At 60.3% G+C, this 13,552-nt stretch carries 13 protein-coding genes; 5 read left to right on the forward strand and 8 right to left on the reverse strand.

Annotated features, from left to right (window positions below; genetic code table 11):
• Positions 1 to 51 precede the first annotated feature (51 nt).
• From IFT59_RS05735 to IFT59_RS05750, 4 genes are all read right to left on the reverse strand, one after another.
• Entirely contained in the window at positions 52 to 1,113 is a 1,062-nt protein-coding gene (locus IFT59_RS05735) for an ABC transporter ATP-binding protein (protein ID WP_192086318.1), read from the reverse strand.
• A gap of 27 nt (positions 1,114 to 1,140) precedes the next feature.
• Complete coding sequence (locus IFT59_RS05740; RefSeq protein WP_192086319.1) at positions 1,141 to 1,929, reverse strand: ABC transporter permease; 789 nt, start codon at positions 1,927 to 1,929, stop codon at positions 1,141 to 1,143.
• Between the two features lie 11 nt (positions 1,930 to 1,940).
• Positions 1,941 to 2,816: an ABC transporter permease gene (locus IFT59_RS05745; RefSeq protein WP_192086320.1), complete on the reverse strand. Its 876-nt coding sequence runs from the start codon at positions 2,814 to 2,816 to the stop codon at positions 1,941 to 1,943.
• Between the two features lie 80 nt (positions 2,817 to 2,896).
• Positions 2,897 to 4,000: an extracellular solute-binding protein gene (locus IFT59_RS05750; protein ID WP_192086321.1), complete on the reverse strand. Its 1,104-nt coding sequence runs from the start codon at positions 3,998 to 4,000 to the stop codon at positions 2,897 to 2,899.
• Positions 4,001 to 4,666: 666 nt separating this feature from the next.
• On the opposite strand from IFT59_RS05750, the gene IFT59_RS05755 reads away from it, so the two are divergent.
• Both IFT59_RS05755 and IFT59_RS05760 read left to right on the forward strand, forming a co-directional pair.
• The gene (locus IFT59_RS05755) at positions 4,667 to 6,166 is read left to right on the forward strand and encodes an amino acid permease (RefSeq protein ID WP_192086322.1); all 1,500 of its coding nucleotides are present in this window, start codon (positions 4,667 to 4,669) and stop codon (positions 6,164 to 6,166) included.
• A 215-nt stretch (positions 6,167 to 6,381) separates the two neighbouring features.
• Positions 6,382 to 7,098: a ParA family protein gene (locus tag IFT59_RS05760; RefSeq protein WP_062456077.1), complete on the forward strand. Its 717-nt coding sequence runs from the start codon at positions 6,382 to 6,384 to the stop codon at positions 7,096 to 7,098.
• 77 nt (positions 7,099 to 7,175) lie between these two features.
• On the opposite strand, the gene IFT59_RS05765 is transcribed toward IFT59_RS05760, so the two are convergent.
• A complete protein-coding gene (locus IFT59_RS05765) occupies positions 7,176 to 8,594 on the reverse strand; it encodes a L,D-transpeptidase family protein (protein WP_192086323.1) in 1,419 nt (472 codons plus the stop codon).
• 182 nt (positions 8,595 to 8,776) lie between these two features.
• Between IFT59_RS05765 and IFT59_RS05770 the strand changes: the two genes are divergently transcribed.
• The 3 genes from IFT59_RS05770 to IFT59_RS05780 all read left to right on the forward strand — a co-directional run bounded on the left by IFT59_RS05770 (position 8,777) and on the right by IFT59_RS05780 (position 10,444).
• Entirely contained in the window at positions 8,777 to 9,610 is an 834-nt protein-coding gene (locus tag IFT59_RS05770; RefSeq protein WP_192086324.1) for a DUF4432 family protein, read from the forward strand.
• A gap of 74 nt (positions 9,611 to 9,684) precedes the next feature.
• The gene (locus tag IFT59_RS05775) at positions 9,685 to 10,023 is read left to right on the forward strand and encodes a TIGR01244 family sulfur transferase (protein ID WP_062456086.1); all 339 of its coding nucleotides are present in this window, start codon (positions 9,685 to 9,687) and stop codon (positions 10,021 to 10,023) included.
• Positions 10,024 to 10,102: 79 nt separating this feature from the next.
• On the forward strand, positions 10,103 to 10,444 hold the full coding sequence (locus IFT59_RS05780; protein WP_062581144.1) for a RidA family protein: 342 nt from the start codon (positions 10,103 to 10,105) through the stop codon (positions 10,442 to 10,444).
• Between the two features lie 76 nt (positions 10,445 to 10,520).
• Here IFT59_RS05780 and IFT59_RS23260 read toward each other — a convergent pair whose 3' ends face one another.
• From IFT59_RS23260 to IFT59_RS05790, 3 genes are all read right to left on the reverse strand, one after another.
• On the reverse strand, positions 10,521 to 10,643 hold the full coding sequence (locus IFT59_RS23260) for a hypothetical protein (RefSeq protein ID WP_256413794.1): 123 nt from the start codon (positions 10,641 to 10,643) through the stop codon (positions 10,521 to 10,523).
• Positions 10,644 to 10,704: 61 nt separating this feature from the next.
• Complete coding sequence (locus IFT59_RS05785; protein ID WP_192086325.1) at positions 10,705 to 12,354, reverse strand: thiamine pyrophosphate-binding protein; 1,650 nt, start codon at positions 12,352 to 12,354, stop codon at positions 10,705 to 10,707.
• Positions 12,351 to 13,550: a CaiB/BaiF CoA transferase family protein gene (locus IFT59_RS05790; protein ID WP_192086326.1), complete on the reverse strand. Its 1,200-nt coding sequence runs from the start codon at positions 13,548 to 13,550 to the stop codon at positions 12,351 to 12,353. Before IFT59_RS05790 ends, IFT59_RS05785 begins: the two co-directional genes overlap by 4 nt.
• Between the last annotated feature and the right edge of the window lie 2 nt (positions 13,551 to 13,552).

A 13,552-nucleotide genomic window follows, 5' to 3' on the forward strand; every position in this document is an offset into this window, starting at 1 on the left:
TATTGCTGCGTTGTTAGCGATCAAGCATTTGCCAGTCGCGGCGCGCAGCGCCTATTCCTTGATCACCAGCAGGTCGCTTGCGGCAAAGCGCAGGGTCACGGTTTCGCCGGGCTGCGGCAGGACCTTGTCTGGTGCGTTGAACATGTCGAACGAGATCTGGTTTCCGCCCACAGTGAACCGGGTGCGCACGACGGACCCTAGGAAATGTGTCGAGACGACGGTGCCGGTCAACGCCGTATCGCCCGCGGCGCTCTCAGACAGCGAGCCAGCTTCGGGGCGTAGCGCGATCGAAACGCTGTCGCCCTGGTTCAAGGCGCCGATTGGTTCGCGCAGCGTGATGATGTTGTCGCCGATGCGGATGGTGTTGGCGGCCGGATCTACGACGATCGCGTCGATGATGTTGAGCGTGCCGACGAACGAGGCGACGAAGCGGGTGGCCGGGCGGTTGTAGATCTCCGACGGCGTGCCGATCTGGTCGGCGCGACCGGCGTTCATGACGACGATCCGATCCGAGATGGACAGCGCTTCCTCCTGATCGTGCGTGACGAACACCGTGGTGATACCGAGCTTCCTCTGGATCTGACGGATTTCCTCACGCAGCGATACGCGGATCTTCGCATCGAGCGCAGACAACGGTTCGTCGAGCAGCAGGACCTGCGGTTTCGGCGCAAGCGCCCGGGCGAGCGCGACGCGTTGCTGCTGGCCGCCGGACATCTGGTACGGGTAACGGTCGGCTAGATGTTCGAGGCCGATCAGCTTCAGCATTTCCTTCACGCGCGCGTCGATATCCGCCTTCGACATGCCGGCGACCTTGAGGCCGAAGGCGACGTTGTCGAACACGTTCATGTTGGGGAACAGGGCATAGGCTTGGAACACCATGCCGATATTGCGCTGGCTGGTCTTCAGGCCCGACTGATTCTTCCCGTTGATGACGATCGTGCCGTCGCTCGGGTTCTCGAAGCCGGCGATCATCCTGAGCACCGTGGTCTTGCCGCAACCGGACGGTCCGAGAAAGGAGACAAATTCCCCTTTCTCGATCGCCATATGGAAGTCCTTGACGACCTGCGTCTGGCCGAAGCTTTTCTTGATACCGTCGAGAACGAGAAACGACATGAGGTGAAAATCCTTGAGGCGTAGTCCCTAAGCCCGGGAGGGTGCCATCTTGCTGAAACGGGAAACGAGCTGGAGCAGGCCCATCGAAAGCCAGGTGATTGCAAAGGCGATCACGGCGAGCGCCGACGGCTCATAGGCCTTATTGGCGCCCACGAGCTGGAGATAGGGACCGAATGCGGGTCGGTTGAGGAGGGCGGCCATGGTGAACTCGCCCATCACGATCGCGAAGGTGATGAAGGCACCCGACAGCACGCCCGACATCACGTTCGGGAAGATGCAGCGAAACAGGATCGTCGGCCATTTGGCACCAAGGATTTCCGCCGCTTCCGTGAGGGTTCGAACGTCGATGGTGCGCATCGCCGTATCGACCGAGCGATACATGTAGGGCAGCGACAGGGTGATGTAGGACATGACCAGAAGTATGTTGGTGCCGAAGGTCGAGCCGGTGAAGGGAATGTAGGACGACGAATTGTAGAGCCGGAGGTAGCCGAAGACGATGACGATCGCCGGGATGACCAGCGGCATCAAGGTGATGAACTCCATCACCGGACGCATCTGCGGAACGCGGAGCCTGACCCAGTAGGCCGTCGGCACGATCAGCAGCATGCCGAAGATGATGGTGAGCAGCGCCATCAGCATGGAGAAGCCGAAGGTCGCCCGGAAGGCGGCATCCGAAAACACCGAGTCGTAGGCATCGAATGAGTATTCGCCGCGCCGCATGCGCAACGAGAATTCAAACGTGCCGATCAGCGGCACGAAAAAGTAGATGACGCCGATGGCGATGGCGAGCCAGGCGAAGAATTTTGTCATCTTCATCTCGCGCATCCTCACTTCTGCCAGCGTTCGGCGCGCATGCGCAGCCAGATGTACAAGACGTTGGAGGCGCCGGTGATGACGATCATGCCGAGTGCCAGCGCATAGCCGAGGTTCGGATTGTGCAGCACGTCGCCGCGGATCTGCGCATAAAGCAGGATCGGCACGATGTTGAGCGAGGAGCCGGTCAGCGCATAGGCCGTGGCGATCGCGCCGAAGGCGTTGGCGAAGAGAAGCAGGCTGGTGCCGAGGAGGCTTGGCCACAGGATCGGCATCGCCACCATGCGCCAATATTGCCAGGTGGAGGCACCGAGGATCTCGGAGGCTTCACGCCACTCCTTCTTCAGACCGTCGAGTGCCGGGGTCAGGATCAGCACCATCAACGGGATCTGGAAGAACATGTAGGTGAGGGTCAAGCCCACGAAGGAGAGGAGATTGAAGCCTGTCGAATAGAGGTTGAAGCCGAACCAGTCGCGCATGAAGACGGTGACAAGGCCTGTGCGGCCAAGCGTGGCGATAAAGGCGAAGGCGAGGGGCACGCCAGCAAAATTCGAGGCGACGCCGGAGAAGGTCAGGAGGCTGGAGCGGATCCAGGACGGCAGGCCGCCGAGGACGATCGCCCAGGCAAGTGCAAAGCCGATGATCGCGCCACCGAGCGAGGAGGCGAACGACACCTTGATCGAGATCCAGTAGGCCGAAAGAATGGTCGGCGTGAACAGGTCTGCAATATTCTTGAAGGTGAATGCCCCGTCCGGCGTGAAGAAGGCGCCGACGACGAGATAGAAGGTCGGGACGATCAGAAACATCAACGCGAAGATCATGAACGGCGCAATGCCGAGCCAATCGACGACGGTACGGCGGTCGATGAAGGACGATGATGCGGTGGACATGAATCCGGTGTTTCTGTCGGAGGAGGAAAAAGGCCTCCCCGCGCCCATAAAAGCGGAGCGGGAAGGCCGTCTAGGCTAGATTACTTGACGTTGGCGCCGACCACGGAATCCCACTTCGTGGTGATCGCGGTCTTGCCGGCAGCCTGCTCTTCGAGTGTCGGGAATACGGCCTTCTCATAGGACGCGGCCGGCGGCAGGGCGTCGAGCAGTGCCTTCGGGATCTTGTTGTTCTTGGCAAGATCGTTGAACCGGATCGGGTGGCAATAGCCCTTCAGCCAACCGAGCTGACCTTCGTCGGAATAGAGGTATTCCATCCACAGCTTGGCAGCGTTCGGATGCGGTGCGAAAGCGGAGATCGCCTGCACATAGACGCCCGCGACGACGCCCGACTGCGGAACGACGACTTCGTAAGGCGGGTTGCCCTTCAGGCTTTCGCCCCAGGACAGAGCGTTGTAGTCCCAGGCGATGATGATCGGGGTGGAGCCCTGTGCGAACGGGGCAGCCTTGCCGATGACCGGAACGAAGTTGCCGGCCTTGTTGAGTTCTGCGAAGAACTTCAGGCCTTCTTCGCCAGCCTTGGCGGCATCGCCCTTAGCGGCGGAGAGACCGGCAGCATAGACGCCCTGGACAGCCTGGTTGGCAGCGCGCGGGTCGCCGGCGAGTGCGACGGCGTTCGCGTAGTCGGACTTCAGAAGATCCTTCCAGTCCTTCGGCGACTCCTTGACGAGATCCTTGTTCACCATGAACGCGAGAACGCCGTAATAGTCGCCGTACCAGTAGCCTTCAGCATCCTTGGCTTCGGCCGGGATCGAGTCCCAGGTGGAAACCTTGTAAGGCTGGATCAGGCCTTCGGCCTTGGCGGACGGGCCGAAGGACAGACCAACGTCGATCACGTCAGGAGCCTGCGGGCCCTTGTTGCCCTTGTTGGCCTTGATGGCTTCGATTTCGTCGCCCGAGCTCGCGTCCGGGTTCAGTTCGTTGACTTCGATTCCGTACTTTGCCTTGAAGCCGGCGATCACGTCGCCGTAGCCGCACCAGCTGTGGGGCAGGGCGATGGTGGTCAGCGCGCCTTCCTTCTTGGCGGCGGCGATCAGTTCCGCGCTCGGCTCGGCTGCTGCAAGGCTGGTGGAAGCGATGAGGACTGCTGTCGTCAGAGAAAGCAGTCGATGGGCGTTCTTGAGCACGGGTGTCCTCCTGGGGTTGAGCGTCTCGGCGCGACTCGTAGAGCCATTGTGTGTATCGTATGTGACAGCGCGCATTCCAAGCGCATGCTAGAAATCAGGCCTGTATTTCAGGAATTTAGAAGATATCCCTCACCAATTGAATCCGTTTGTCCGGAGGGAACTGCGCTCGGACACGGCAATCGTGTTTGCCCTGTCATCACTGGTCAATCCTGCCGGTCATACGAAAGCCGTTCCCTCCGGTCTGCGCCGGTTTGTGACAGGATTAACATTCGTTTCCAGGACCGAGTCAACGGGGCCTATGGAGGAGATTTGAGATTACCGTTGACGACGCGGCGGAAGTGAAGAATTCTCGTCGTGGTTAATGCGTGTTCATACTTCACGAAATCGCTTCAAGACCGATGTCGGCGGGATCAAAGGACAGTCATCGCGTCCGGCACTGACTTCACGACCTAGACTATGAACGAGTTTATTCGAAACGAAGCCGCCTACGGTCGAGGCAGGCTTTCGACGGGCCGGTGTGGGAACTCTCCAGCCGGTTTACTGAGAGACCAGGGGAACAGCCAGAGCTGCGGGATACCGACACCGACAAAAGCGGGCGGATCCGAATGGACGGGGACGGCGGGCCGGACGGCCTCGCTGCCTATTTCTTTGATCAGGAGAGAAGGCATGGAAAGTTCATCAGCGGGCGTCAGCTACAAGAAGGCGGATGCTGCCTATTTCGAAAAGCGCGGGCTTTCGCGCTATGCAGGGGTCTGGTCGCTTTGGGCGCTCGGCGTCGGCGCCGTTATCTCAGGGCATTTCTCGGGCTGGAATTTCGGTTTCGCGACCGGCGGATGGGGAGGGATGCTGGTTGCCGGCATCATCATCGCCGTCATGTATCTCGGCCTGACGTTCTCGATCGCCGAGATGAGCCCGGCGCTGCCGCATACCGGGGCGGCCTATTCCTTTGCGCGAACGGCGATGGGTCCCTGGGGCGGGTTTATCACCGGGCTTTGCGAGAACGTCGAGTACGTTCTTACGCCGGCCGTCATCGTGACCTTCATCACCGCCTATGTGAATTCTATTCTAGGGCTCGATCCGGTCTATTCGCCGATCCTGTGGATCCTGTTCTACATCATCTTCCTCGCACTCAACGTGTTCGGCCTCGAACTGTCGTTCAAGGTGACGCTGGTCATCACGGTCATTTCGTTGGCCGTGCTGGTGTTCTTCTGGGTGAGCGCCATCCCCAACATGGACTTCTCCCGCTGGGCGCTGAATATCGGCGTCGGACCTGATGGCGCAGCGATCGAACTGCCTGAAGGCAATGGCGACTGGTTCCCCTTCGGGATCACAGGCGTGCTGGCAACGCTTCCTTTTGCGGTCTGGCTGTTCCTTGCGATTGAACAGTTGCCGCTCGCAGCAGAAGAATCGGTCGATCCAAAGCGTGACATGCCGAAGGGGATCATCCTTGGCATGATGACGCTGATGCTGTCGGCCTTCATGATCGTGCTGCTCAACCCGTCGCTTCCGGGCGTCGGCGCCTTCCATCTGAGTACGGCGCTCGAGCCGCTTCTCGACGGGTTCAAGTCCGTTTACGGCGACAGCGGCGTCGTTATCCTCGGTCTGGTGGCGCTGACGGGTCTGATCGCCAGCTTCCATACGATCCTCTATGCACAGGGTCGCCAGATCTACTCGCTCTCGAGGGCCGGCTATTTCCCGACGGCGCTCTCGGTCACGCATCCGACCTACAAGACGCCCTACGTTGCGATGCTGGCTGGAGCGCTGGTCGGTCTTGCCGTGATGCTGGTCATCTGGTTTTCGCTCGGTGCAGAAGCAGGTGGCAGCGCCATCGGCAGCGTGTTGCTCAACATGGCGGTGTTCGGCGCGATGTTCTCCTACATCATGCAGGCGATCTCGTTCATCATCCTGCGCAAAAAACTGCCCAATATCGAGCGGCCGTTCCGGTCTCCACTGGGCATCCCGGGTGCCGTCCTGACGATCGTCATCGCAGTGGTGACGCTTCTCTATCAGGTTCAGGATCCCAACTTCTTCAAGGGCGTCGTCTGGGTGGTGATCTGGTTTGCAGTCGCGATCGCCTATTTCGCGCTTGTTGGCCGCCATCGTCTGATCCTTTCGCCGGAAGAAGAGTTCGCGATGGAGCACAAGCAGGCGGCAGCGCTGGTCTGATCCCTAGACATCCGTGATCAACATGTGGCCCGCGATCGCTTCGCGGGCCACATTTGCGTTCTCAGCCTTTTTAGGTCGGCATGCTGAAATGTGACAGGCAATATGCGTTAACCCTTAATTTACGTCTCGTTAACCAAGTTCATGAAGAATACGTTAACTGCGCATGAAGCGGCGTGGTGGTGAGCGATGCGGCTCTATTTCATCAAGGACCGAGAATGCCCGTAATTTCATTTGCCAATGCCAAGGGCGGTGCCGGCAAGACGACTGCAGCCCTGCTGCTTGCCACGGAACTCGCCCACCAGGGATTTCGCATCACGATCATCGATGCCGATCCGCAGAAGTGGATCAGCCAGTGGTGCGAGATCTCGGGCCCCGTGCCCAACCTCTCGGTTATTTCAGAAGTCACGACGGCGTCGCTTCCATGCCACCTGCGCGAGATGGCATCTTCGACCGACTACTTCATCATCGATCTTGCCGGCGCGCGAGACGCGCTGGTAACCACTGCAATCGGGCTTTCCAACCACGTCATCATTCCGGTCCAGGGCTCGGCGATGGATGCGAAGGGCGCAGCACAGATCCTCGATCTGCTCGCGCAGATGAAGGACAAGGCCAAGCTCGACATTCCGCATTCCGTCGTCCTTACCCGTGTCACCTCGATGGTGACGACGCGAGCCATGCTGGCGATCAAGGGGTTGCTGGCGGCCAAGGGCGTCAATGTGCTGGAGACGTCGATCGGCGAACGGGTCGCGTTCAAGGAATTGTTCGAGACCGGCGGAACCCTGCACACGCTCGACGCGACAAAGGTCAGCAATGTCGACAAGGCAAAAGACAATGCGCGCAGTTTCGCTCAGGAAGTGATGCGCATGATGCCGGTCCGCGTCGTGCGCTCGATGGGATCGAAACTGTTTCCGTTTCGCCGCAACGCCGCCTGAAGCCAATTTAACGTAGCCAAAAAAAAGCCTCTCCGGTTTGCCGGAGAGGCTTTTTGCGTTGTTAAGTCTGGCAAAACCTACTCGAGGAATTCGACGGTCGTGCCGGGTTTGACCATCTTGGCAAGTTCCGTCGCATCCCAATTGGTGAGGCGCACGCAGCCGTGGCTGTTGGTCTTGCCGATCTTGGAAGGCTCCGGCGTGCCGTGAATGCCGTAGGTGGGTTTCGACAAGGCGATCCAGACCGTGCCAACCGGGCCGTTCGGACCCGGAGGGATCTGCAGGATCTGGGTGTTGTTGCCCTGTGTGAAGTTGATCTTCGGATTGTAGGTGTAGCCCGGATCGAGCGCGATGCGCTGGACCGTATGGTTGCCCGACGGCGATGGCGTATCGCTCGAACCGATCGTGGCCGGATAAGCCGAAATCAGAACGCCGTCTTCACCGTAGGCGAAGACCTGCTTGCGATACTTGTCGGCAACGATCCGCGTCACCTGTCCGGTCTTCGGCGTGCCGGGGTTGATCACCTTGATGGTCATGCCGGGAATGGTGAAGTCGACGTTCGGGTTGAGCGACTTCAGGTAGTTCTCATCCATGTGGAACTGCTCGGCGAGCTTTTCGGTCACGGATGTGTAGGACATCGCCGGCAGAGTGGCCTTGTGAGCGTAGTCTTCCGGGATAGACGCAACATATGGTCCGGCAGCGTCCGCGGCCGTGATCGTATAATCGATGATCGGCAGGCCGCCCGAATAGGTCAGGCGCTGCATGATGTCTTCGGAATTGTTCGGATCAAGCGTCTCGCCGGTCATTTCCTGCCAGGCGGCGATCGCCTTGTTGACGTTGTCGCCAAGATGGCCGTCGATCACACCCGGCGAAATGCCCTCGCGGTCAAGAAACACCTGGAGTGCGGCGATCTCGGCCTGCGGCTTCTTAGTGACGGTGATGACCGGTTTGGCATCATGCTGCGGTGCCGGAAGCTGCGAGCCCGCATTCGGGTCGATCGAGGCTTCTTCGGGCTCGGAATAGTTCTCGTCGATGCCGGGAAGTGCATCGTTGGTAAGTGGCTCGCGGGTAATCGAACCGGGGCCGGCAATCGACCCGGTCACGGCACCCGGTTCTTCACCGGGACGATACTGGCGGTAATCCTGATATCCGCCCTGGTCTTGCGGATACTGATCCTGCGGCTGATAGACAGTGTCGCGACGGTTGCGGTAGCCACTCGGTGCCGGCGGATATTCCGCCTCCTGGGGACGGTAGGCATCCTGGCGCGTTTCGGTCGCAACGATGTTTCCGCGGCGATCGAGATAGACGCGGCGGCCCATACCGTCGCGGCTGATCACCACGTCGCGCGGATCCGGCATGTAGTCGAGTATGGCGCCGTCAGGTGCCACGAGGGTCGTCTGCTGCTGATAGCTATATCCGCTCTGAGCCTGCGCCGACGATGGCCCGAAGGCTGCTGATATTGCCATTAGGCCGATACTTGCGAGAATGAGACGCTTCACGTTTCCACCGAAAGAAATTATTCCGTCTACGGTAAGCGGGGAAATGCGCATATGGTTCCCGACTCCGTATCTGGTGCCATAGACAACGTAATTTCGACTTTACCGTGAGAAAAGTGAATTCGTTATGAACCGATGGTTAAATTCGATCACGATCCGGCGAGAGGCACCGTGAGGGAGGTTTTATGAAAGCATTTTCAGCAGGAAACGGGCCGAAGCTCACTCTGGACGAGGGATCGGTGCTGGATATCGGCGCGTGTTTCGTCGGCGGCATCGACATCGCGCCCGGCCGGGCCATTCCTGACGACGGCGATCCGCGAATCGACCATTCGCTGGAAGGGTTTTTGTTTACCTGCGGTCCCGACCACATCCGTCATCCCGAACCCATACCCGGTCGTCCCGATGGCGCGAAGTTTCCGCTGCACGGCTCCTACTCGTCGCACCCGGCCGAGATCGTGTTCTGGGATATGCAGGAGGATGCCGAATGCCGGGCGCGCGTTCCGGTCACGACAGCCGAGGGCGGATCGGCGCTTCTGGAACGCCACTGGCGGATTGATGGTGTGACCGGAGAAGTCTGCCTGTCCGACAGGGTGACGAACATCGGAACGAAAGCCATCGCCCGGGTGCATATGTACCATATGAATATCGGGGCCTGGCTGCTGGACGACAACGTCCGTCTCTCGAGCGCGATGTTCGAGCAAAAAGAGATGCCCTGGAATTTCGGGCCCGAGCCAGGGAGCGTGTTCTGCGTGCCGGCAGCGGGCGGCGATCCCTGGGCGGAACTGGCCTTGGGACCGATCGCGGCGCTCGGTGGTCTCACGCTCAAAGTGCGCTTCAAGACCGACACGCTTCCATACCTGCAGATGTGGCGCAACCAGAAGCAGCCGGCGCATGTGTTGGGGATAGAGCCGGTCTCGCACCGGCTGGCCAACCGCGGCGAACTGGAGGCGTCAGGCGAGCTGAAATGGCTTCAACCCGGCGAAAGCGTCGACTACGGCCTGCGCTTCGTGTTTGCGTAAAAGGCCGCTTGGCGATTGACGCTCCCCGGGGTGCATCGTAAAGCTTGCCCCCTATCGAGAATGGAGGCTCTGCCATGGATATCCGCGAGATTAACGACGAATACTCGGTCTCAGGCCAGATCACGGTCGAAGACCTCGACCAGATCAAGGCGCTCGGCTTCAAGTCCATCGTCTGCAACCGCCCCGACGAGGAAGAGCCCGGCCAGCCGGATTTCGCCGCGATCGAGGCACGCGCCAAGGAGCTCGGTCTCGACATCCGCCATATCCCGGTCGGCCGCATGGGCCTGACACCGGAAGGCGTGACCGAGATGGTCGACGTGCTCGAAGATTTTCCCAAGCCGCTGCTTGGCTATTGCCGCTCGGGCGCACGCTCCACGGCGATCTATGAACAGAGCCTGCGCCTGCGCGGCTGATCGGTTCGAAAGCTTTTCCACGCAAGGGCGCGGTATGCCACGCCCTTAATTTCCGAAGCTCAGCATTCAGGAGCATTTTATGAGCATTCAGCGTATCGAGCCCGGCGCCCGCATGAGCGGCGCCGTCGTCCATGGCAACACCGTCTATCTGGCCGGCCAGGTTGGCGAAGGCGACAGCGTCACCGACCAGTGCAAGGACGCGCTTGCCGAAGTCGATCGTCTGCTGGCTGCTGTCGGTTCCGACAAGTCGAAGATCCTGCAGACCCTGATCTATCTCTCCGACATCGCGGATTTCGCTGAAATGAACGCGGCTTGGGAAGCATGGGTCGATCCGGCCAATACGCCGGCCCGCGCCACCAGCGAAGCCAAGCTCGCTGCGCCAAAGTACAAGGTCGAGTTCATCGTGACCGCGGCGATCTGATCGCTCGGTTCATACGGACATGAAAAAGGGGGCCGGTGAAAACCGGCCCCCTTTTTGTATCGTTGATCCGTTGCGATCACGGCTCGCCCGGCGTCATGCCGATGAAGTAGTAAGCCGCGAGTGCGAGACCGATAAAAAAGATGACGGCGACGAAGGTCGTCATGCCACCCAGTGCTTTGCGTTTTGTGTCATTTGCCATGCGCCATCAACGGCATGGCCGGCGGAATGTTCCGCCGGGTGATTGCGCAGATGCCGCCGTTTCAGTTCCTGTTGCGGATCTGCGTCAGCGTTTTGGCCGGCGTGATCGCTTCCGGATCGAGCCTGATTTCGATGATGGCCGGCTTGCCGCTTGCGCGGGCCCGAAGGTAAGCGGGACCGAAATCCTCCGTCTTCTCTACCAGTTCGCCATGCCCGCCGAAGGCTTGCGCATAGGCGACGAAATCCGGATTGACGAGATCCGTTGCCGAGACGCGGCCGGGGTATTCGCGCTCCTGATGCATGCGGATCGTGCCGTAGATGCCGTTGTTGACGAGGACAGTGATGATCGGCAATCCGTAGCGGACGGCGGTGATGAATTCCTGCCCGTGCATCATGAAGCAGCCATCGCCGGCAAAGCAGACGACTTCACGATCCGGAAACAGCTGCTTGGCGGCGACTGCTGCCGGAAGGCCGTAGCCCATCGATCCTGATGTCGGTGCCGACTGCGTGTTGTATTTCCGGAACCGGTGGTACCGGTGCACCCAGGTGGCGTAGTTGCCGGCGCCGTTGGTGAAGATCGCGTCAATCGGAACGTTTTCCTCGATCCAGGCCATGATCGGTCCCATGTGGACGTTGCCGGGGCCGCTTTTCGGGGGCGTCGACCACTTCAGATAGGAATCGTGCATCGACGACTTGCGCTCGGTCCAGAGCGGCAGTGCCGGCGGCTGAAGATCCTTGATGGCTGCGACGAATTCTGCCGGTGCCGCGCAGATCGCCAGATCCGGGCGGTACATCCGTCCAAGCTCTTCCGGATCCGGGTAGACGTGGACCAGTGTCTGCTTGGGGTAGGGAATGTCGAGGAGCGTATAGGAGGAGGACGGCATTTCCGACATGCGGGCGCCGATGAGGATCAGCAGATCGCTATCCTTGATTTCATAGGCAAGCGCCGGGTTGATGCCGATGCCGACATCGCCGGCATAGGATGGGTGGAGGTGATCAAACAGCATCTGGCGACGGAACGAGCAGCCGACCGGCAGCTTGAAGCGGCTCGCAAAATCCTGGAAATCCGAGACCGTTTTCTCGTCCCAGCGGGTGCCGCCAAGGATCACCATCGGCCGGCGGGCATTGCGCAGCATCTCGTCGAGGGTCGCGATCTGGCTCTTGCCGGGATGGCTTTCGACCGGGGTATAGGGGCGGGCCTGAACCGCCTCGACGGCTTCCGTCAGCATGTCCTCGGGCAGTGTCAGCACGACCGGGCCGGGGCGACCGGAGGTGGCGACGGCAAAGGCGCGGGTGACGAATTCCGGAATGCGGCGGGCATCGTCGATCTCGCCGACCCATTTTGCGAACTCGGTAAAGGCGCGGCGGTATTCGACTTCCTGGAAGGCTTCGCGTTCCTTCATGTCGCGGCCGATCTGGCCGATGAACAGGATCATCGGGATCGAATCCTGCTTGGCGATGTGTAGACCGGCCGACGCGTTGGTGGCGCCGGGGCCGCGGGTGACCATGCAGATGCCGGGTTCGCCGGTCAGACGACCCCAACTATCGGCCATCATCGCCGCGCCGCCTTCCTGGCGGCAGACGAGAACCTCGATACCGCTTTCATAGAGCGCGTCGAGCACGGCAAGATAGCTCTCGCCCGGAACGCAGGACACTCTGCGCACCCCGTTTGCCTTCAGTGCCTCGACGATCAGTTCTCCACCCGTTTTCATCGATTGCGTTCCTTCTCGATCATATTCAGTTCGGCAAGAATTTCGGCCGTGTGTTCGCCCACATTCGGGCTTGGCCGGTGATAGACAAGCGGCGTCTCCGATAGCACGATTGGGCTGCGGACGCCGGGAATGACGGTGCCGTCGGCGGCTTCTAGATCGACACGCAGGCCGCGCGCCTTGACCTGGGGATCCTCGAACATTTCGCCGATCGAATTGATCGGTCCGACCGGCACAGCATTTTCGCCGCAGGCGGACAGGAGTTCAGCCTTGGTCCACTTGATCGTCTCGGCGATCAGCAGAGCGCGAACCTCGATCCGGTGCGCCACACGCGCCTTGTTGGTGGAAAACCGTTCGTCGTCTGCCGCATGCTCTATCCCGAGAATTCGGCAGAAGCGGCGGAACTGGCCGTCATTGCCAACGGCGAGAATGATGTAGCCATCCTGCACGTTGATCACCTCATAAGGAGAGATGTTCGGATGGGCGTTGCCGAGGCGGACCGGCGAGATGCCTGATATCAGGTAGTTCATGTTCTGGTTGGCAAGGACCGCCGACATGACATCCAGCAGCGCCATGTCGATATGCTGGCCTTCGCCCGTCCTCATGACGTGGATCAGCGCGCTCTGGATGGCGGTGACGGAATAGATGCCGGTAAAGATGTCGGCGATGGCGACGCCCGACTTCATCGGCTGGCCGTCGGGTTCGCCAGTGATCGACATGAAGCCGGACATGCCCTGGACGATATAGTCGTAGCCGGCAAGGCTCGCATAGGGCCCGTCCTGGCCGAAACCGGTAATCGAGCAATAGACCAGTTTCGGATTGATCGCCTTCAGGCTCTCGTAGTCGAGCCCGTATTTGTTGAGGCCGCCGACCTTGAAGTTCTCGATCAGGACGTCCGACTGCGCGGCGAGGCGGCGGACGATGTCCTGGCCTTCTTCGGTCTTGAGATCGACCGCGATCGACCGCTTTCCCCGGTTGGTCGAATGGTAATAGGCGGCAGAGAGGTTTTCGCCGTCGACGCTTTCGACGAAGGGAGGGCCCCAAGCGCGGGTATCGTCGCCGCCGTCAGGGTTTTCGACCTTGACCACATCGGCACCCATATCGGCCAGCATCTGGCCGGCCCAGGGGCCTGCGAGCACGCGGGCCAGTTCGAGAACGCGAATGCCGGCAAGCGGCGGCTTTTTCTTGGGCTCATCCATGA

The sequence above is a fragment of the Rhizobium sp. CFBP 8752 genome (assembly GCF_014842035.1).
In the GTDB taxonomy this organism is placed as follows: Bacteria; Pseudomonadota; Alphaproteobacteria; order Rhizobiales; family Rhizobiaceae; genus Neorhizobium; species Neorhizobium soli.

What these genes read in the sequence shown, in the direction of transcription:
- IFT59_RS05735 (WP_192086318.1), bottom strand. Translation starts at nt 1,113, where the DNA reads ATGTCGTTTCTCGTTCTCGACGGTATCAAGAAAAGCTTCGGCCAGACG.
- IFT59_RS05740 (WP_192086319.1), bottom strand. Translation starts at nt 1,929, where the DNA reads ATGAAGATGACAAAATTCTTCGCCTGGCTCGCCATCGCCATCGGCGTC.
- IFT59_RS05745 (WP_192086320.1), bottom strand. Translation starts at nt 2,816, where the DNA reads ATGTCCACCGCATCATCGTCCTTCATCGACCGCCGTACCGTCGTCGAT.
- IFT59_RS05755 (WP_192086322.1), top strand. Translation starts at nt 4,667, where the DNA reads ATGGAAAGTTCATCAGCGGGCGTCAGCTACAAGAAGGCGGATGCTGCC.
- IFT59_RS05760 (WP_062456077.1), top strand. Translation starts at nt 6,382, where the DNA reads ATGCCCGTAATTTCATTTGCCAATGCCAAGGGCGGTGCCGGCAAGACG.
- IFT59_RS05770 (WP_192086324.1), top strand. Translation starts at nt 8,777, where the DNA reads ATGAAAGCATTTTCAGCAGGAAACGGGCCGAAGCTCACTCTGGACGAG.
- IFT59_RS05775 (WP_062456086.1), top strand. Translation starts at nt 9,685, where the DNA reads ATGGATATCCGCGAGATTAACGACGAATACTCGGTCTCAGGCCAGATC.
- IFT59_RS05780 (WP_062581144.1), top strand. Translation starts at nt 10,103, where the DNA reads ATGAGCATTCAGCGTATCGAGCCCGGCGCCCGCATGAGCGGCGCCGTC.
- IFT59_RS23260 (WP_256413794.1), bottom strand. Translation starts at nt 10,643, where the DNA reads ATGGCAAATGACACAAAACGCAAAGCACTGGGTGGCATGACGACCTTC.
- IFT59_RS05785 (WP_192086325.1), bottom strand. Translation starts at nt 12,354, where the DNA reads ATGAAAACGGGTGGAGAACTGATCGTCGAGGCACTGAAGGCAAACGGG.
- IFT59_RS05790 (WP_192086326.1), bottom strand. Translation starts at nt 13,550, where the DNA reads ATGGATGAGCCCAAGAAAAAGCCGCCGCTTGCCGGCATTCGCGTTCTC.